23 protein-coding genes are annotated in these 19236 nt (G+C 40.5%); 16 read left to right on the plus strand and 7 right to left on the minus strand.

The window, feature by feature from the left end:
- Positions 1-121 precede the first annotated feature (121 nt).
- A complete protein-coding gene (locus ACGTN9_RS17870) occupies positions 122-439 on the plus strand; it encodes a YuiB family protein (protein WP_499595350.1) in 318 nt (105 codons plus the stop codon).
- Between the two features lie 131 nt (positions 440-570).
- Positions 571-1257 carry a stationary phase survival protein SpsC gene (gene spsC, locus ACGTN9_RS17875; protein WP_499595353.1) on the plus strand — a complete coding sequence of 229 codons (687 nt, stop codon included), beginning with the start codon at positions 571-573 and terminating at the stop codon, positions 1255-1257.
- A 44-nt stretch (positions 1258-1301) separates the two neighbouring features.
- Here spsC and ACGTN9_RS17880 read toward each other — a convergent pair whose 3' ends face one another.
- Positions 1302-1778 carry a divergent PAP2 family protein gene (locus ACGTN9_RS17880; protein WP_499595356.1) on the minus strand — a complete coding sequence of 159 codons (477 nt, stop codon included), beginning with the start codon at positions 1776-1778 and terminating at the stop codon, positions 1302-1304.
- A gap of 100 nt (positions 1779-1878) precedes the next feature.
- Here ACGTN9_RS17880 and ACGTN9_RS17885 point away from each other — a divergent pair, with 100 nt between their 5' ends.
- Positions 1879-2256: a DUF309 domain-containing protein gene (locus tag ACGTN9_RS17885; protein WP_499595358.1), complete on the plus strand. Its 378-nt coding sequence runs from the start codon at positions 1879-1881 to the stop codon at positions 2254-2256.
- A 52-nt stretch (positions 2257-2308) separates the two neighbouring features.
- Positions 2309-3793, plus strand: a complete 1485-nt coding sequence (locus ACGTN9_RS17890; RefSeq protein ID WP_499595361.1) for a leucyl aminopeptidase — start codon at positions 2309-2311, stop codon at positions 3791-3793.
- 40 nt (positions 3794-3833) lie between these two features.
- Here ACGTN9_RS17890 and deoD read toward each other — a convergent pair whose 3' ends face one another.
- Positions 3834-4544 carry a purine-nucleoside phosphorylase gene (gene deoD, locus ACGTN9_RS17895; RefSeq protein WP_499595364.1) on the minus strand — a complete coding sequence of 237 codons (711 nt, stop codon included), beginning with the start codon at positions 4542-4544 and terminating at the stop codon, positions 3834-3836.
- 217 nt (positions 4545-4761) lie between these two features.
- Between deoD and ACGTN9_RS17900 the strand changes: the two genes are divergently transcribed.
- The 3 genes from ACGTN9_RS17900 (at position 4762) to ACGTN9_RS17910 (ending at position 7356) form a co-directional block, all read left to right on the plus strand.
- The gene (locus ACGTN9_RS17900) at positions 4762-4983 is read left to right on the plus strand and encodes a hypothetical protein (RefSeq protein WP_499595366.1); all 222 of its coding nucleotides are present in this window, start codon (positions 4762-4764) and stop codon (positions 4981-4983) included.
- A 701-nt stretch (positions 4984-5684) separates the two neighbouring features.
- Positions 5685-6173, plus strand: coding sequence for a cation:proton antiporter regulatory subunit (locus tag ACGTN9_RS17905; RefSeq protein ID WP_093045927.1), 489 nt, complete (start codon positions 5685-5687; stop codon positions 6171-6173).
- A gap of 1 nt (position 6174) precedes the next feature.
- A complete protein-coding gene (locus ACGTN9_RS17910; protein WP_499595369.1) occupies positions 6175-7356 on the plus strand; it encodes a cation:proton antiporter in 1182 nt (393 codons plus the stop codon).
- Between the two features lie 107 nt (positions 7357-7463).
- Here the strand turns inward: ACGTN9_RS17910 and kapB are convergent, their stop codons facing one another.
- Entirely contained in the window at positions 7464-7847 is a 384-nt protein-coding gene (kapB, locus tag ACGTN9_RS17915) for a kinase-associated lipoprotein KapB (protein WP_499595373.1), read from the minus strand.
- 112 nt (positions 7848-7959) lie between these two features.
- On the opposite strand from kapB, the gene ACGTN9_RS17920 reads away from it, so the two are divergent.
- Both ACGTN9_RS17920 and ACGTN9_RS17925 read left to right on the plus strand, forming a co-directional pair.
- A complete protein-coding gene (locus ACGTN9_RS17920; protein WP_093045924.1) occupies positions 7960-8163 on the plus strand; it encodes a hypothetical protein in 204 nt (67 codons plus the stop codon).
- 127 nt (positions 8164-8290) lie between these two features.
- Positions 8291-8872 (plus strand): superoxide dismutase family protein, encoded by a 582-nt coding sequence (locus ACGTN9_RS17925; protein WP_499595376.1) that lies wholly within the window; start codon positions 8291-8293, stop codon positions 8870-8872.
- 39 nt (positions 8873-8911) lie between these two features.
- Here ACGTN9_RS17925 and ACGTN9_RS17930 read toward each other — a convergent pair whose 3' ends face one another.
- On the minus strand, positions 8912-10084 hold the full coding sequence (locus ACGTN9_RS17930) for a MalY/PatB family protein (protein WP_499595378.1): 1173 nt from the start codon (positions 10082-10084) through the stop codon (positions 8912-8914).
- A gap of 167 nt (positions 10085-10251) precedes the next feature.
- On the opposite strand from ACGTN9_RS17930, the gene ACGTN9_RS17935 reads away from it, so the two are divergent.
- Entirely contained in the window at positions 10252-10728 is a 477-nt protein-coding gene (locus ACGTN9_RS17935; protein WP_499595380.1) for a hemerythrin domain-containing protein, read from the plus strand.
- 292 nt (positions 10729-11020) lie between these two features.
- A complete protein-coding gene (gene yugI / locus ACGTN9_RS17940) occupies positions 11021-11419 on the plus strand; it encodes a S1 domain-containing post-transcriptional regulator GSP13 (protein ID WP_093045921.1) in 399 nt (132 codons plus the stop codon).
- Between the two features lie 66 nt (positions 11420-11485).
- Here yugI and ACGTN9_RS17945 read toward each other — a convergent pair whose 3' ends face one another.
- Complete coding sequence (locus tag ACGTN9_RS17945; RefSeq protein ID WP_499595382.1) at positions 11486-11725, minus strand: DUF378 domain-containing protein; 240 nt, start codon at positions 11723-11725, stop codon at positions 11486-11488.
- A 136-nt stretch (positions 11726-11861) separates the two neighbouring features.
- Here ACGTN9_RS17945 and ACGTN9_RS17950 point away from each other — a divergent pair, with 136 nt between their 5' ends.
- The 3 genes from ACGTN9_RS17950 to ACGTN9_RS17960 all read left to right on the plus strand — a co-directional run bounded on the left by ACGTN9_RS17950 (position 11862) and on the right by ACGTN9_RS17960 (position 15128).
- The gene (locus ACGTN9_RS17950; RefSeq protein ID WP_499595385.1) at positions 11862-13028 is read left to right on the plus strand and encodes an iron-containing alcohol dehydrogenase; all 1167 of its coding nucleotides are present in this window, start codon (positions 11862-11864) and stop codon (positions 13026-13028) included.
- A 149-nt stretch (positions 13029-13177) separates the two neighbouring features.
- Complete coding sequence (locus ACGTN9_RS17955; protein ID WP_499595387.1) at positions 13178-14524, plus strand: glucose-6-phosphate isomerase; 1347 nt, start codon at positions 13178-13180, stop codon at positions 14522-14524.
- Positions 14525-14723: 199 nt separating this feature from the next.
- A complete protein-coding gene (locus ACGTN9_RS17960; RefSeq protein WP_499595390.1) occupies positions 14724-15128 on the plus strand; it encodes a YugN-like family protein in 405 nt (134 codons plus the stop codon).
- Here ACGTN9_RS17960 and ACGTN9_RS17965 read toward each other — a convergent pair.
- Together ACGTN9_RS17965 and ACGTN9_RS17970 are read right to left on the minus strand one after the other, a co-directional pair.
- The gene (locus tag ACGTN9_RS17965) at positions 15117-16109 is read right to left on the minus strand and encodes a potassium channel family protein (RefSeq protein ID WP_499595393.1); all 993 of its coding nucleotides are present in this window, start codon (positions 16107-16109) and stop codon (positions 15117-15119) included. The genes ACGTN9_RS17960 and ACGTN9_RS17965 overlap by 12 nt on opposite strands.
- 75 nt (positions 16110-16184) lie before the next feature.
- Positions 16185-16757: a thioredoxin family protein gene (locus ACGTN9_RS17970; protein ID WP_499595396.1), complete on the minus strand. Its 573-nt coding sequence runs from the start codon at positions 16755-16757 to the stop codon at positions 16185-16187.
- Positions 16758-16943: 186 nt separating this feature from the next.
- Here ACGTN9_RS17970 and ACGTN9_RS17975 point away from each other — a divergent pair, with 186 nt between their 5' ends.
- On the plus strand, positions 16944-18002 hold the full coding sequence (locus ACGTN9_RS17975) for a M20/M25/M40 family metallo-hydrolase (RefSeq protein ID WP_499595399.1): 1059 nt from the start codon (positions 16944-16946) through the stop codon (positions 18000-18002).
- Positions 18003-18833: 831 nt separating this feature from the next.
- Positions 18834-19049 (plus strand): hypothetical protein, encoded by a 216-nt coding sequence (locus ACGTN9_RS17980; protein ID WP_499595402.1) that lies wholly within the window; start codon positions 18834-18836, stop codon positions 19047-19049.
- Positions 19050-19236 lie beyond the last annotated feature (187 nt).

A 19236-nucleotide genomic window follows, 5' to 3' on the forward strand; every position in this document is an offset into this window, starting at 1 on the left:
TTCCGCCTTTGCTTTTTTCTTGAACTCATAATAAAATGTAGATTGGAAATCAGCTTGTAAAATCTTTCAGCCTGGGTGGTCGTTAAGATAGCCTTATGTACTTACATAGAGGGGGAGCATTTTGGATTTTGTTCAATTAGTAATAGGAATAATTTTATACTTTGTGTTGTTTTTTTCGATAGCTTTCATTTTAAACATGTTGTTGAGATCGACATGGTTCATGGCTGCCGTTTATCCAGTAATTATCTTTCTGATTGTCGATGATTTTTCCATGGGAAAATATTTCACAGACCCTTCCTGGGCATTCCCGAAAGTGCTTGGTATGATTAGCGAATTGAAACTATTTGATATTTTGATTTTATCCGGTGGCTTCGCAGGTACAATTGCAGCGGGGATTGTTATCCGAATGCTCAGAAAAAGTGGTTATCAAATGTTTTGATGATTATTCACCTTCTTGCTTATCACAGCAGGGAGGTGTTTTTATATTCGAAGAACTGTCGCTTTTGCTTGTAATCATATGAATAAATTCTGGATTCATTGGACATGATGACACCGAGAGAGGTGTTAGCAATGAAATGGAAAAAATGGATATTCAGAGTTGTATTCAATTTATTATTTGTGGGGGCCTTGTATACAACGGCTACGAACATATCCAATGTCTCAGCTAGTGATTTGAAATTATGGTTTACTGAAAAACATCAAATGGTCTCATTAGAAAGCAATATGCTGGATCATAGAAATACTGCGTTAAATGAAAAATCTTTGAAACACAAACTTCCAGATCAACAGTATATAAGCAATGCATCTACTGGAATGCCGAAAACCCTTGAGGATACAGTAGACCTGGAAAAATATCCAAGTACCACTGTAGTAGCTACTGGTTACACGGCAGGAGTAGAATCTACAGGTAAAAATCCGGACCATCCTGGTTATGGTATCACTTATTCTGGCATTAAAGTGAAAAGAGATTTATATTCTACGATTGCTGCTGATTTGGATGTGTTTCCTATAGGCACGATTTTGTTTATACCTGGATATGGTTATGGTGTTGTGGCTGATAAAGGCTCTGCGATCAAAGGAAATAAAATTGACCTTTATTACAACACTGTCGATGATGTTTATAATCAGTGGGGAAAACAGACAGTCGATGTATATGTGATTGAAGAAGGAGACGGAACATTGACAGAAGAACAATTTCACGATTGGAATAATGATGAAGCATTACAAGTTTTCAGAGAAGATATACTGAAAAATTAAGTAAAAGCCCGTCTGTATGTGCGGATACAGACGGGCAATTTTTATTAGATAATAGTGTAGTATAAAATAATACTCAGCAAAATTCCGGTAAGGCCGCCGAAAAACACCTCAATTGGCTGATGACCAAGCAGTTCCCTCAGTTCTTCCCGTTTTTCGAATTCCTGCTTTTTATTCCATATTTTCGCTTCGTCAACAAATCGTTGAAAATCGCTCATCAATAAATTCAATACAATAGCCTGTTCACCGGTTTGTCTTCGAACGCCAGTCGAGTCGAACATGACTATAATACTAAAAACAGCGGCTACCCCGAATATAGAGGAATCGAAACCTTCTTGTAACCCCACAGCTGTCGCTAATGCTGTCACTGCTGCAGAGTGGCTGCTGGGCATACCGCCTGTACTGAAAGCAAGTCCGGGGTTGAAATGTCTTGTAGCAATCATGCGGATGGGAACTTTGACACCCTGTGCGAATAAAATCGCTATGATAGCAGCCCATAATGGGAAGTTATAAAACAACTCCATATTATCCAGTCATCCTTTCCAGCTTGTAAGACTATAAATTTTAATGTTCCCTTTGATATGATAGATGTAACATGAATTTTACAACCAATGGAGGCCGGCCATGTGCATTTCCTATCCAATGGCTTACTATGAGTTTTTCATCTCCTTCAATGAAGGGGATTATTATACGTGCCATGATCTGTTGGAAGATATTTGGCTGACAGATCGCAGTAATCTTTTCATTAAAGGAATGCTTCACTTTTGTGTAGCACTATATCACTATAGTTATGGCAATTTGAAAGGTTCAAGGTCTATGCTCCTGACGGCCCGCCAATATCTGTCACGATATGATGGTATCCACTGGGGGATAGCGATAAATGAGGTGATTTCTTATATAGATGATTGCTTGACTATTATATCACAACTTCCAATAGAAGATGCCCGTGATGAATGGTCTTCGCTTCCCTGTTTACCGCAGTTCTATTTGTATCTGGAGTAATAAAAAAGAGAAAGAACAATTCATGTATACTATTATTTGGAGGTGCTGTACAATGTTCAAAGTCCGTAAATCTTTATTGGAGCAAGACGAGGCATTGGTAGTAGGGTTGTTTCATGAAAATAAAAACCAGCAGCCGATTTATCAGATGCTCAATGACAAGTTTGATGAAAACCTGGATACATACGTAAAAAGCAATGATATTTCTAATCATTATAAAGCCGTGTCCAAAATTCTTACTTATGGAAAGGTGCCAGCCAAACGTGTTTACTTTCTTGGGCTTGGTAAAAAGAAAGAATTGACAAAGCTCAAATTGAAGAAAGCCTTCGGTAGTTTATTCCAGCAACTACAAAAGGATGGACTTACTCAGGCGGCAATAGCTTATGACAGCTTTTATCTCGAACAGATGCAGGATGGCGAGACAGCGGAAATTCTGGCAGAGGCTATGGTAATGGCCACCTACCATTTTTCCCATTATAAAACCAGCAATTATCGATCGGAAAAAGTGATTGATGATTTGACGTTAATAACGGAACAGGAAGAAGATGGATTATTGCATTCACTTGCAGTGGGGGAAGCTTTCGGCGAAGGGGCCAACACCGCACGATATTTGGTACACTTACCTGCCAATTTATTAACTTCCAGTGATATGGCTGAGTTTGCCCTTACACTTGCTGACGAGCATGGATTTGAAGCAGAAATTCTCGAAAAAGAAGAGATGCAGCGGTTAGGTATGGGAGCATTGCTCGCCGTTAACCAAGGTTCAAAAGAGCCACCTAAAATGATTGTGTTGAAATACCAGGGGCTCTCTGAATGGAAGAATGTTGTGGGACTGGTAGGAAAGGGAATAACATACGATACAGGAGGCTACTCGATTAAGTCCAAGACCGGTATGCCAGGTATGAAAGGGGATATGGGTGGCGCTGCAGCTGTTTTAGGAGCTATGGATACGATAGGAAGATTGAAACCTTCAAAAAATGTAGTGGCAGTTATTCCATCAACAGACAATATGATTTCCGGCAGCGCATTTAAGCCGGATGATGTCATCACGTCCTTAAGCGGAAAAACGATAGAGGTGCTGAATACGGATGCAGAAGGAAGGCTGGCATTAGCGGATGGTATCACTTATGCTAAACATCATCGTGCGGTTAAGTTGATTGATGTTGCTACATTGACGGGCGGCATGGTTACAGCGCTCGGCGAATGGATGACAGGAGCGATGACCAACAACCAGGAATTTTATAACCAGGTGACACATGCTGCAGATAAAGCGGGAGAGCCGATGTGGCTATTGCCTTATAATGAAGATTACCAGGCACAAGTAAGATCCAGCAGTGTAGCAGACCTCAATAATTCACCAACAAGAAAAGCGCATCCGATCATGGGAGGAGCTTTCGTAGCTGAATTTGCTGAGGATACGCCTTGGGTGCATATTGACATTGCTGGTACTTCAGTAGCTGAGTCTGAGCATGATCTTGGGCCAAAAGGACCCACGGGAGTGATGGCAAGGACACTGGCTAATTTTATAGTATCTGATTAAAAAAAGGTTTGGTTCCTATAGGAGCCAAACCTTTTTAAATTTAAGACTTAATGGCAGCTTCTAAAGCTACTTCGATCATGTCGTTGAAGGTAGTCTGTCTTTCCTCAGCAGAAGTTTCTTCACCAGTCAAAATGTGGTCACTGACAGTCAGTACAGACAGTGCCTGGCGGTTGTATTTAGCTGCCAGCGTGTAAAGGGCAGTTGTTTCCATTTCTACCCCAAGTACATTGTAGTCAGCTAATTGATTGAAAAGATCCATAGCATTATCACGATAGAAACTGTCACTTGTAAAAACATTTCCTACCCGAAGTTTCAAACCTTTTTCTTCACCAGTATCATAAGCATTTTTCAATAGTGTGAAATCAGCTGTTGGAGCATAGTCGATGCCGCCGAATACCATGCGATTCATTTGAGAATCTGTGGAAGAAGTCGATGCCAGGATGACATCACGCACCTTGACGTCTTTTTGGAGTGCTCCACATGTCCCGACACGGATCAGTTTCTTCACACCATAACTTTCCATTAATTCATTAATGTAAATGGAAATCGAAGGTACGCCCATCCCTGTTCCTTGCACAGAGATCCTTTCTCCTTTATAGGTACCTGTATAACCATACATGCCGCGGACTTCATTATAACAGACCGCATCTTCTAAGAAATTTTCAGCTATATATTTTGCTCGTAAAGGATCGCCAGGAAGCAGAATCGTTTCGGCAATATCTCCTTGATTTGCGCCAATATGTACACTCATTTCATAACCTCCATCGTTCGTATTGTATTCGTACAAATCCAAGTTATCATAGTACCTTACCAAAAACAAACTTAGCGCCTTCAACAAGTGTCATGACAACATTTTGTCGCATTTTATGAATCAATATTCATTCACATAACTTTCAAAAAAATCTTTCATTTACTATGCTGAAAGCGTTTGAAAAAAGGTAAAATAGAAATATAAGGAGGGGGTTGTGATGCAAGGCAATTCTACTGTCGCTATCCAAGGCTGGCTGAGCGGATTGGAAGCAGAAAAGCAAGCCCTGTTAACAGAAATGGATGTAGAAATGTATGGACTGCCAGATGGAAGTAAACAAGAAGAATGGTTGGCAGAGCAGCATAGAAAGCTGGAACAAATAGAAGCATTGATTTTTGCTACTCAAGCGAATTTAAGCCTTTGTCGCCGGAAAGTCCGTTGACACGGGCTTTTTTCTTTTGTCTCTGTTAAATCTCAATTTTGATCTTACAGTTAAGCTCCCTTTACTTGAAGACTCAGTTTCGAGACTTTAGTTTGCGATTATGGTGGCTGGGAAAACGGATCGCTTTCCGTGGGCGTGTGGTGAGCTTCCTCAGGCTTCGCCTTGCGGGATCTCACCGATCATGTTTATCCCACAGGAGTCTCACCGTTTTCCCAGCCACCATACGATTGTAAGATTCTCGAAACTCCTGTTAAGAATGGCATGCTTTTGAAGCAATAAGAAAGATCAATCTCTATTGTAATTGTATTCTCCTAATAGGGTAAGTAAATTCAAAGTGATTTCGATAATCTTATGTGGTAAGGGGCGTGGGGGAAGGGTGAGACTCCTGCGGGAAAGGATAGACTGGCAAGACCCCACAGAGCTTTAGCTCGAGGAGGCTTGCCGGCTCCCCCGCGGAAAGCGAATCCTTCCCCACCGCCCCTCATCCCTCCCAATAGCTCGAAATCAAGTCTTCGACTTTCCGGCCCTTTAATGGAATAGACATTTATGAAATTTAAATAACGATAGAATCGTCCATTTTTAGAAAGGATAATAACATACTCAGTGATTATATTATATAATACAAAAAAAGTGTTAATATGGAGGTACTGTTTATATAAACCACTGAACGTATAGCGATTGACAAGGAGGAATAGTCAAGGATGAACATTTCAGTTTCAAAACTTCCAGGTATCGGACAGAAAATCTCTCTGAAAACCGGAGAAGACAGCATGCTCGTTTTGATTGTCCACCATACGGGTAAGCGTGAATTATATTTTTTTGATGATAAAGATAATGAGGAAGCAGATTTTGCCATGGATCTAACACCAGATGAAACCAGAGAATTAGGGGCTCAACTGCTTGGTGCGACCTACCAGCCTGTTGATGCTGACAAACTGAAGGTTTTTCAAAATCAAATTGTCATTGACTGGGTAGAATTGAAAAGTAATGCCTCAATTGCCGGTAAAACTATTGAAGAATCAGAAATCAGAAACAAGACTGGTGCAACCATTATCGGTATTGTACAGGGGGATGAAACCATAGCGATTCCTGAGGCAGATACTACATTGGAACCAGGGAATGTATTGATGATTATTGGAAAGCAAGACCAAATAGAAAGTTTGGCTGCATTATGTAGAGGCGAGGAATAATATGGTGGGTCATGAATTCCCCTCATTGTTAGGAGCTGGATTGATCCTCCTCTTCATTTTTTATTTAGGTTACTTGAGTTTAAAAATCAAATTTCCGAATGTAATTCTATATATTCTTTTGGGAATTGTACTGGCAGATGTGGTCAGTGATAATGAATTATTGCATTTTGCAAGTGAAATTGGAATCGTATTATTATTCTTTTTATTAGGGTTGGAGTTCAGTGTCAAGCGTCTTGGAGGTATTGCTAAGAAGATATGGCCCGCAGGATTTTTAGATGTTTTTCTTAGTATGGGGGTTGCCATGGTGCTGGCCATGGGCTTCGGAATAGACTTGTTCAATGCATTTCTAATTGGAGCGGTTACATATGCCACCAGTTCCTCTATCACTGCGAAGTTATTAGATGATAAGGGACGAATGGCGAATACTGAGACGGAATTCATCCTGGCTTTGTTGATTTTCGAGGATTTAGTCGCGCCAATTGCGATAGCTATCCTGATAGGGATAAGTTCAGGAGATAGTTTTACAGTGATGGATTCGCTGATTCTGGTCGGAAAGATTATTGGTTTGACGATAGGAGCGATTCTCCTGGGTAAGACGCTTTTCAAGAACTTTGGAAAATTTCTTGAAAAGATTGATGATGAAGACTTCAAGATTGCATTATTGGTAGGAATTGCACTTTCCTATGGAGGACTTGCATTATATCTTGGACTTTCTGAAGTGCTGGGGGCATTCTTAGCAGGGATGATGCTGGCGGAAATTGGTAATATAGAACGGGTACAACAAACCATAGTACCAGTGAGGGAATTACTGCTGCCTACTTTCTTCGTCTATTTCGGTACTTCCATCGAATTTGGAGATGGTATACCATTTCCATTGCTATTAGTTGTGTTGGTTCTTTGGTCTGTAATTGCTAAAGTTATAGTGGGTATACTTGGCGGCAAGATGTTCGGTCTCTCGAAAAGATCATCATTACGGGCTGGACTGTCGTTGTGTGCAAGAGGAGAATTCTCTGTAGTCATTGCTACTATTGCGAGTGGAAGTATCAAGATATTCAGTGGTATATATATTGTAATTGCCGCTTTTCTTGGGATGGCTTTATTCGACTTTGCACCGAAGCTCACCAATCGTATCTACGGAAAACCACAAAAAAAGAAAAAGAATTTAAAAGTACCTGGAAACTGATAGAAGCTGCCCAGACTCGGCCAGGCAGCTTCTTTTTATAATTAGTTATATTACATTATATCGTAAAAATTTTTTGGTGCGTGTAAAAATAACAACATTAACCGAACCTAATTATTAAAATAGGATTTTTCCAGTGAAACTACCTGGTCGAATGCTTTTTGATTGAAATCTGATTCTTTCCGATTCAATCGTTCTTTAAGCTTATCAACAGCTTGTCTCAAAGATTGCTCGTACTCAGGAATTTCTCCTTCAAATGCTTTGACAGCAGACTTAGAAATGTTAGCTTTTTCATGGTGACTTAATGCTTTACGTTCATGGAAGAATACATCTTCTGTCTTCCCGGGGTTATGGAGATCACCTTGCATTGGGTGTTTTTCTACTGCCAGCACTTCTACTAAGTAAAATTGGTTACGATCTTCTATTATTTTACCGATATAACTGCCGGATTTATAATGGGCGATAACAGAATCGCCGATATTCAGTTCTGACATGGCAATACCTCCTTTTCCCTCATTGTAACAAATATTAAATGTATTTATATTTAAGACGATTGAAAAATTTGATATACTTACCATGTAACTTGATAAGGAAGTGATGCCATTTATGATGGAGTTTTTATATTTTCCAGAAGATAAAACGGAATATATTCCGGCAGTGATATCGTTGGGTGTATTTATTGCGCTTGCAGTCCTGGTCATGTTTTTGATCATGAGAGTTTCTAAAAAACAAGAGGAACGAACAGAAGAGCAGTTCGGACATCAACAAGAAAAGAAAGAATCATTATCGTATAAACCACAGGGGAAATAATCCCCTGTTTTTTTTGTGGGGTTTAAAATTTTTCTGTTAAGACTATTTCCTAAGGCCGGTTTAAGGAAACAGTGTAAAAATAGGATATTTGGATAAGCTATGGGAAACAAGGGAAAGGACGTTTCTCATGGATTTTAAAAAGTGGTTTATGATAGGCTTCCTGGTTTTAATTTTGATAGGATGCCAAAATGACAGCAGGTCAAATGCGACTGTCGGACTGTATAACAAAGATGGCGATATGATAGGGACTGCGAAATTAACGGAAACTTCTAATGGGGTAGAGGTACTGGTGAATGCGGAGGGGCTTGAACCGGGGCCGCATGGCTTTCATGTACATGAATTTCCAGTGTGTGAAGGACCTGATTTCACTAGTGCGGGTAACCACTTTAATCCCACAGGGAAGGTGCACGGGCTGATGAATACGGAGGGGTCTCACGTGGGAGATATGCCCAATTTAGAAGCAGATGCATCAGGGAAGATAGTAGAAGCCAAAGCAATGCTGCCGGAAGCGACCCTGTTGGATGGTAAGAATTCACTGATGAAAGGGGAAGGTACTTCTTTAGTCATCCATGAAGCAATTGATGATGGGTTCTCTCAGCCTGCGGGCGAGGCGGGAGGACGTGTAGCGTGTGGAAAGATTCAATTAAATGATGACGGAGAAATGCCGACAGACCCGATGGAACAAAAGGGTAAAAAAGAAGAAGAATAAAAATGACGGGCTTTCCTTTCCGGAGAGCCCGTCATTTTATTATTTGCGGTTTTTCACAGCCTTTACGATGCGATCGACGCCTTCTTCCAGTGTAGCTTTCGGACATGCAATATTCATACGCATGAATCCTTCGCCCTCTTTCCCGAAGGAGGCTCCATCGTTCAACCCCACTTTTGCCGTATCCTGCATGAAGGTTTTCAATTCTTCATGTTCCATTCCCATTTTCCTGCAATCCAGCCACAAGAGGTATGTCCCTTCTGGTTCTACAACTTCAATTTGATCGGTTTCGTTTAAATATTTTACAGCATGATTTTTATTGTCTTCGATGACTTCAAGCAGTTCTTTAAGCCATTCCTCACCATGTTTGTAAGCTGCTTCCAAAGCGGTGATTCCCATAGTGTTCAGCATATGCATTCCTTGGGCATGGAACATTTCATCCATTGGCTTCTTTAGCTTGTCATTCGCAGTTACGACATAAGAGGCCTGGAGTCCTGCTAAGTTAAAAGTCTTCGTCGGTGAAAGGCAGGTAATCGTTTTATCACTTATTTCTTCGGATAAGGAAGCGATTGGCAGATGCTTATGTCCGGATAATACCAGGTCTGCATGAATTTCATCAGAAAAAATGAGCACATCATGTTTCAAACAGATATCAGCCATTTTTTTCAATTCTTCTTCTGTCCAAACTCTTCCCACCGGGTTATGAGGGTTACAAAGAATGAACGCTTTAACATCGTTCTCTACGATTTTGCTTTCAAAATCTTCATAGTCGATTTCGTAGCGGTTATCCTCATAAATCAGTTTGTTTGTGATAATGTTACGGTCATGTTGCTCAATTACTTTATAAAAAGGCGGATAAACAGGGGTTTGGATAAGCAGGTTATCCCCTTTTTTAGTTAATGCCTGCACGATCATATGTAGGCTTGGAACGACACCAGGACTATAGCTGATCCATTTCGTATCAATCGTCCAGCCGTATTTTTTTTTCAGCCACTCATAAATGGTTCCTTCAACTAATTCATCCGTTATTGTATAGCCGAAAATCCCATGTGCTGCCCGTTCAGTCAAAGCATCTATAACTGCCTGGGGGGCTTGGAAATCCATATCTGCTACCCACATTGGGAGAACTTCATTTGATTTGAATAACTTTTCCGCCATATCCCATTTAACGGAACGTGTTCCAGTACGTTCTCTTACTTCAGTGAAACGGCTCATCCATCATCCCTCCTGTTAATTATCTTCCACTATTTATCATAACCAAAAGTGAACGAAATGAGAAATATGCTGTTTTTAGTGAAAAGTTTTAGGTGTTTGTGACAAACATCATGTTTTAGCCCAAATATTTACGCTATATTGATAAGGAATAACAGGAGGTGATAGAAATGTTGCGTGGTGACCGCCATATCCGAATGCAGGTGGAGCTGTTCTTGAACGATCATCAATCTTTACGGGAAGAAATGGGGATAATTGATGACTGGTTGACTGACCTCGAGCAGACTGTGCGACTTTCTGATGAAGACTTGAAGAGGTTAGTTGTGCCGGTTAAGCATTTTTATGAACAGTTATCGGCTCACCTGACCTTGGAAGAACAGGAACTGTTTCCGCTATTGACGAAGGAAATAGAGGAGAAGGGATATCTATATTTCACCTTTGAATTAGAACACCAGCAAATGAAACAATATATAAAACAATTCTTGTATATGGTTGAGCGCTATCGGGATCAGTCGGTGGGAATAGACAAAGGGAATAATATTCTGATTACTCTTCGATTCGCTTTGGAGGCTGTAACCGCACATTTCGTAAGGGAGGAAGAAATTCTATTTCCGGAGATCCTCAAATTGAACGGAAAAACTGTATGAAATTTAACGTAAAAAAAAGCAAAGCGGGCTTCGCTTTGCTTATACAGGGGGAATACGAGAAAGTCTTACGGTATTAAGTATTGCCGAACTGAAACTAGTTTAAACCTGTTTTTATAATTTTTTTCATAGTTTCATGGATTTTCATCACAACCTTCAATTATCCTGTGATTTTATCCTGTTTATTAGCACTTTTGTTGCAATTTTGGAGTATCCTTTGCCAGAAGCGTATTATTATGGTAGAATCAATAATTGCGTAAAAGTATAATAATATATAAATCAGGAGTTGTATAGCATGTCAGAGAAGTTCGAAACAGGTCAAGTATTAGAAGGTAAAGTTACTGGAATTCAACCATACGGTGCATTCGTTGCCCTTGACGATCAAGTCCAAGGCTTGGTTCATATTTCTGAAGTGACTCACGGTTATGTGAAAGACATCAATGAGCATTTATCTGAAGGCGATGAAGTAAAAGTCAAGATTTTGAATATTGATGAAGAGAAGAACAAATACTCTCTTTCAATCCGTGCTACTCAAGAAGCGCCTAAAAAACAGCCGCGTCGTCCACGTAATTCCCAGCCTGCTCAAGCACAGTCTCAAGATAATAACCAGGCAGGTTTCAACACGTTGAAAGACAAGCTGCAAGAATGGATCGAGCAATCCGAAGATCGTTCCAAGACTTACAAAAACAATTAATTCAATCCTCAACAGGAAAGAATTAAAATAAGGCAGTCACGCTCCATGCGTGACTGCCTTATTTTTTTACCTGGTAGTCTTCGGTTCGGTACGGTCAGCCGTCTCTAACTCAGGTCGGAAAAGGTAGGACATCGCGATAATACCGCTGATACCAACCAGCGTATAGATGATTCGGGCAAAGGCACCGCTTTGTTCCCCGCCACCGAAAATCGCAGCTACCAAATCAAATTGGAACAATCCGATCAGTCCCCAATTGATCGCTCCGATAATCGTTAGAATTAATGCTATTCTTTTAAGTGTATCCATTTTTTTACCTCCAATATTTTAAAAAATATGTTCACTGTTAGGTTTTCTCGAAATTTATATAATATGCATATTGCTTATACTTTGAGAAATAATTGTTTTTTAGCCATAATTGTAACGAAAGGAGTTTGATTTAATAATGGATGCTTTTACATTTCATAACCCGACAAAGCTGATCTTTGGGAAAGATCAACTAGAACAACTGCCGAAAGAACTTCCGCAGGAAACCAAGAAGGTTCTTCTTGTTTATGGCGGAGGAAGCATCAAGAAAAATGGTATTTACGATAACGTAATGGAAAAATTGAATCAGTTCGGAGCGGAAGTATTTGAATTAGCTGGAGTGGAACCTAATCCTCGAATTTCTACGGTACGAAAAGGCGTCGACATATGTAAAAAAGAAAATATTGACTACCTCTTAGCTGTAGGCGGAGGAAGTGTAATTGATTGTACTAAGACAGTAGCGGCTGGGGCAAAATATGATGGAGATGCCTGGGATCTTGTTACCAAAAAAGCTTTCCCTGATGGCGCTTTACCATTCGGTACTGTCCTTACACTGGCCGCAACTGGTTCTGAAATGAACGGTGGCGCCGTTATTACCAACTGGGAAACTAATGAAAAGTATGGCTGGGGGTACCCTCCATACACGTATCCTGCTTTTTCAATTCTTGATCCCACTCACACAATTTCTGTTCCTCGGGATCAGACAATCTATGGCATTGTTGATATGATGACTCATATTCTGGAGCAATATTTCCATAATCCTACATTGTCACCTGTTCAGGATGAAATGTGTGAAGGGGTTCTGAGAGCTGTTATTGAAACTGCTCCAAAGCTATTGAATGATCTGGAATCATATGAACATAGGGAAACAGTTCTTTATGCCGGAACAGTCGCTTTGAATGGTATGCTACAGATGGGATACCGTGGTGACTGGGCTACACACAATATTGAACATGCAGTTTCTGCTGTCTATGATATTCCGCATGCAGGTGGATTGGCGATTCTGTTCCCGAATTGGATGAAACATAATTTGGACAATGATCCAAACCGATTCAAGAGGCTTGCTGCTAACGTATTTGGAGTCAACCCTGAAGGAAAGTCAGATCGTGAAGCTGGTATGGAAGGGATAGAAGAACTACGTAAATTCTGGTCATCGCTTGGTGCTCCAGAAACATTGGCTGACTATGATATTGATAACTCTAAATTTGATTTGATTATCGACCGGGCAATGAAGCGCGGTTCTTTCGGGAATTTCAATAAATTAGAAAACAGTGATGTAGCTGCTATTTTAGAGATGTCCAAATAATAACCAAGCCGTCTGGTAAGTCGCCAGGCGGCTTTAAAAATAATTTCAGCTTGTATCCGTTTACATCAAAGTACGTGCTTGAATTGCGACAGTGGTTCCGCTAAAGTGAAATTGGATTGGTTTTATTTAGACGAACTGGAGGGATAAAAGTGACACATATTCGCTTTGATTATGAAAAAGCTTTACCTTTTTTTGGGGAACATGAGTTAGACTACATGGAAGATGCAGTGAAGCTTGCTCACCATGCATTGCATGAAAAGACAGGGGCAGGCAATGATTTTTTGGGATGGCTCGATCTGCCAGAGAATTATGATAAAGAAGAATTCAGTCGAATTAAAAAATCTGCTGAAAAAATACAATCCGATAGTGATGTTCTTGTTGTAATCGGAATCGGTGGCTCTTATCTTGGAGCCCGTGCAGCACTGGAGATGCTGAACCACAGCTTCTATAATGAATTGAGTTCCGACCAGCGTAAAACGCCACAAGTATTTTTTGTCGGAAATAGCATCAGTGCTCCATACATGAATGAACTATTTGATGTCCTTGAGGACAAAGATGTCTCGGTCAATGTTATTTCAAAGAGTGGAACCACTACAGAACCTGCGATTGCATTCCGTTTATTCCGTAAGTTCTTAGAAGATAAATATGGGAAAGAGGAAGCTCGTAAGCGTATTTATGCTACGACAGATAAACAAAAAGGCGCATTGAAGACGTTAGCCGATGAAGAAGGCTATGAAAGCTTTGTAGTTCCGGATGATGTCGGTGGTCGTTTCTCTGTTTTAACAGCTGTGGGGCTGCTGCCGATAGCTGTCAGTGGAATTGACATTGACAGTATGATGGATGGTGCGAAAGCAGCGATGGATGAACTGAGTTCTTCTGAATTAAGTGAAAATCCTGCTTACCAGTACGCTGCTGTGCGGAACATCTTTTACAACAAGGGAAAATCCATTGAAATGTTGATCAATTATGAACCAGCATTGCAATATTTCTCTGAATGGTGGAAGCAGTTGTTCGGTGAAAGTGAAGGAAAAGACCAGAAAGGTATTTTCCCGGCTTCCGCCAACTTCTCTACAGACCTTCATTCACTTGGACAATACGTCCAGGATGGACGACGTGACTTGTTCGAAACTGTATTAAAAGTGGAAAAGCCTAAATCTGATATCACAATTGAAGAAGATGAGCAGAACATGGATGGCTTGAATTATCTTGCAGGAAAAACTGTGGATCAAGTTAACGAAAAGGCTTATGAAGGTACGCTCCTTGCCCATACGGATGGACAGGTACCGAATTTAACAGTCCATGTACCGGAATTGAATGCTTATACCTTCGGATATCTTGTCTACTTCTTTGAAAAAGCATGTGCTATCAGCGGCTACTTGTTAGGCGTGAACCCGTTTGATCAGCCTGGAGTAGAAGCTTATAAGAAAAATATGTTCGCGCTTTTAGGTAAACCAGGTTTCGAAAAAGAAAAAGAAGAGCTAGAAAAGCGTTTATAAAATGTAAGTAGGCCTCTCTCCATTAAGGAGAAGAGGCTTTTTATTTCACTTTAACAAAGTTTAACTTTGATAAAGGATTAAAGTATAAGAAAATACTAAGGCTTTCGCCATTAGTACTTGGCGACAAGACAAGTTTTTCTAATACCATTCATAAGATTTCATTAAACAGGGGAAGTTAATTGAAAAAGGAGTGGTGTACGTGATACCTGTAAGCTCAAAACTGACAGGCGAAGTTTTTACTTTAAGCGAATTGGAACAAACACTAAAACCCCTCGGCTATCAAGTAGGCGGTAATTGGGACTATGACCATGGTTATTTTGATTACAAGATAGCGGATGATGGGAGTTACCAGTTTCTACGTGTACCGTTTACATCAAAGCAAGGGAACTTGGATGATTACCATGTCACAGTGGAGATAGGGGAACCTTTCTTGCTTGCCCATAAATATCAACGAGGCATGGATGACCATGTCCACGTATTTGTAGGCAAGGCGTCGATCGATCAATTTTCCGAGCCCGTCGATCCAGATGCTTCTGTGCCGGATGAAATGGTGGAGATCGGCAGAGAACTCGTCCGGGAACTGGAAGCCCATTTACTTCGGTGAAAGTAGTACCAGTCGATCGTCATTATGAATTGTTTCATCAGGCTTCACATTGATCAGTAATGCATCCTGCCTGATCAAACCAATTAATATAGATGTCTTTTCTGCATAATAAGCTGCCCCTTTGTAAAAAGGCTGTTCAATCAAATGGTCGGGAGGAGTGAGTTCATAAAATTGCTCCTCTGTCAGTATTTTCAACAATAATTTAAAAGGCTGAACCGGATCATTACGGTAAAGTTCATGATAAAATAACGAGCTCATGAAATCATTGGAACGAATCACATCGTTTGCTCCTGCCCGTTCCGCATTAATGACTTGTTTCTCGGTCAGAATTTCCGCAATGATATTTAAATCAGGATTGCAGCCTTTCATTGCAACAATTCCTAATATTACCGATTGGTCGGATGCTTCTTCCCGTTTAGATGGGTCAGCTGTTATTAAAGCTTTACGTGCCTGGGAGATATTCGCTTTAGATAAGGTCTCATCTTCATAAAAATCTCCTCTAATGAAATGAACCGGATATTTGCTATAAGGAAGCGACTTCATGCTTTTATCGATGACAACGACTTTCTCCGGATCTTTTTGGTTTTGCATAATATCAATCAGCTGCCTGGTTCGTTCATTCCAACCTACGAAGATAATATGATTATTACCTTTGAAAGCTACTTTTCCGTTGGACAAGTCACGCTCATATTTGATCGTACTTGCAGAAACAGTTGCCATATAGAAAGTGACGATGCCTCCGCCAGCTAAAATAAGTAAGATGGCAACCATTCTTCCTACAGTGCTTAACGGGACATAATCTCCATAACCAACAGTTGATCCTGTTACAAAAGCCCACCAAATACCATCAAAGATTGAAGGGAAATGTCCAGGCTCGAGAAAATGTATGACTATCCCGAAGAATGTCATGAATAGTATAACTGTAAGAAGAAGACGGATAAAGATGGGAAGTCGAAAATAAACTTGTACGAATTGATACAAGACAGGACACCTCCTTTTTAACACCAGTATGGTCAATTTGACATCAGATAATACTAAACAAAAAAGCCTGCCATCTCATGGCAGGCTTGATTCCAATTGTTTTAGAGATTGTTTTAGACTGTCATATACATCCTTCCAAAAATCCTGGTTATCCCTATATGATTTAGTAATGAATTGAAACATCTGTTGCTGTTTCAGCTCAAAATCCTTGGGATCATGCTTTGGCAATGCTTTTCTTGCTTGCTGAATGAATGTTTCAATCGGTTCTGCTCTTGGCCCCCAGTTAGCTACCTCGTTTCCATCCGGATCAAAAAAGATGAAAATTGGAATCGACCTGGAAACTCCATTGGTTAAATATTGATCCATTAATTCTGGGTTTTCATCACGGGATAATAAATGCACGTTCATATGGGCCGCCTCAGCAAACTTTAACAGGATCGGTATGTTTAGCATCGCATCTCCACACCAATCCTCTGTCAATACGATTACTCTAAGGTTCTGTTTCTGCACCTGTTCGAAAAAGCCCTGATCTTCTGTAGGAATCTGAAAATGTTCATATATATAAATGAGATCCTTTTGATGTTTCTCCATCGAATCTACATACTCCTGCGCTGTCACACCTTTTTGAAACCACTCTTCCAATGTCATGTAAAGCTCCTCCTCTTAATATTGAACATATCAACAATCCATTCCCCGATTTATGACGTTTCATGCACAGTTTTGAAATAAATAATGAAACTGTAATCAAAAAGATTTAGGAGCTGAGGTAATCCTTATTCACTTACCTGTTTTTTTGGTATCATGATACCAGTGATGTTTGAAGGAGGAAGTTATATGAAACAAGAACGTCTTGATTTTCTATTCGATCTATTAAATACACCATCTCCATCCAGCATGGAGATGGAAATTCAGAAAAAATGGATCAAGGAAATGAAACCTTACGCGGATAAAATGATCACCGATAATGCGGGAAATGCTATCGCTGTATTGAATCCGAAGGCGGACTTTAAAATTCTATTAGCTGGCCATAGCGATGAAATTGCCCTGGTAATCAATCGCATTGACGAAAGAGGGTATCTCCATTTTGACAAAATGGGCGGAATTAACCCGAAAGCTGCCATTGGAATGAAAGTAACCATACTCGGTTATCAAAAGACAGTGACAGGGGTTATTGGTGTCAATGCTCAGCATCATGGTGGCCTCAAAGACGATTTCGGGTTGGATGATCTATTTATCGATTGTGGGGCGAAATCGAAGGAAGAGATGGAAGAACTTGTACAAATCGGTGACTTGGCTGTTTATAAACGTGAACCGGAGCTGATGATGGACCGTTACATAGCCGGACGAGGTCTTGATAATCGAACAGGAGCCTTCATCGTAGGAGAAGTATTGCGCAGACTTTCGAAAAAGAAAGTGAAAGTAGGCGTCTATGCAGCTTCGACTGTCAATGAAGAAACGAACATGGGAGGAGCCTATTTTGCAGCTGCCGGTATCGAACCAACGATGGCGCTTGCCTGTGATGTGACATTTGCTACCGATTATCCAGGCGTCAATACCAACAAATATGGAGATGTACGACTGGACGGGGGACCGGTACTTGCTAAAGGAGCCCCAATCAATCGCAAAATTAATCAGCTGTTAGAAAAGACTGCCAACTCGCTTGATATGGCTGTGCAATACGAGTTGACCCCAAGGGCGACAGGTACGGATGCTGACCGGATGCGTTTAACTGGAAAAGGAGTGCCGGTAAGTCTGGTTTCATTACCACTCCGCTATATGCACTCTCCAGTTGAAACAGCAAGTATCAGAGATATCGATCAGGAAATTGATTTACTTGTTGAGATGATTGCGAATATGACAGGAAAAGAAAACCTCAACCCCCTTGAAGACTAATTTATAAAAGAAGGGACACCAGATAATGGTGTCTCTTTTATTACTTTAAGAAAGTTTAACTTTGTTAAAGTATAGGCTCTATTAAATCTCATTGTGGATTTTCAGCTAAAGCTCCCTTTACTTGAAGACTCAGTTTCGAGAGAAACTGTTTCCGTTACGGTTAGGAGCGTTTGGAGGTCCGGGAAATCACTTGCTTTCCATGGGCGTACGGTGAGCTTCCTCGGGCTAGAGCCCTGCGGGATCTCACCATGTACTATTTTCCCATAGGACTCTCGCGATTTCCCGGACCTCCTTGCGTTTATAAGAATAACGGAAACATTGGTATGCTGTCCTTCAAGATTAGAGAGAGCTGCTCATAAAAACGCGTTCATAACCTGTATCATAGTTCTATATGATTTGTGGACTATATCTTCATCTATGGCAGGGGTTCGTTTCTCTCATCCTTCGGATGGGGTGGTTGGGAAACTGCAGACTCCCGCGGGAGAAGGAGCTAGGCAAGACCCCGCAGGTCGTGTAACGACTGAGGAGGCTTGCCAGTTCCCCCGCAGGAAAGCGAGTAGTTTCCCAGCCACCCCTGACACTTTTTAGGTAAAGAACCCCTTCTATCTTGAAACTGTGTCTTCCATAATTCAGCCTATAATTGAATAAAGCTATTGTAGAAAAATAACTATAATGTTTAACAAAGACAAAGTATAAGAAAATGATATGACTTTCGCCATAAATACTTGGCGACAAGCCAAGTATTTCTAATGGATGAATTTTCATGTGTACGCTGGCATATACTGAGGGTATAATAAGAACAAATGTTCGTCAAAAGGGTGGTAAAAGAGAATGAATGGTATTTTACATCGTGCACAGGATTCTGGGAAAAAGCTTGAGATGATCTATGTGAACTGTGATAACCAAATTACACACCGGATCGTAAAAGTGTTGCAGGTGAACGAGGAAGAAATATTAGCTTTTTGTTATAAGCGTCGCCAGGTAAGAAGGTTTAAAAAGAATAATATCCTGTCTGTCGGTTCGGTTAGAAAGCAAATAGGGGCGTAACATATCTTTAGTTCAAAATAAATAAGTTGCTGTTTTGGCGAATCTTGTATAAAATGTAAGTATAATATCATAACGATTCCATCTTCGGGGCAGGGTGAGTGAAACACCATCTGTCTCGTTTTTTTATGCCCAGTAACCTTTGATATGAAGGCATTTTAAAAGGGAGCACCTTATTAGGTGCTCCCAC

The organism is Halobacillus sp. B23F22_5, assembly GCF_043497085.1.
GTDB lineage: Bacteria > Bacillota > Bacilli > Bacillales > Halobacillaceae > Thalassobacillus.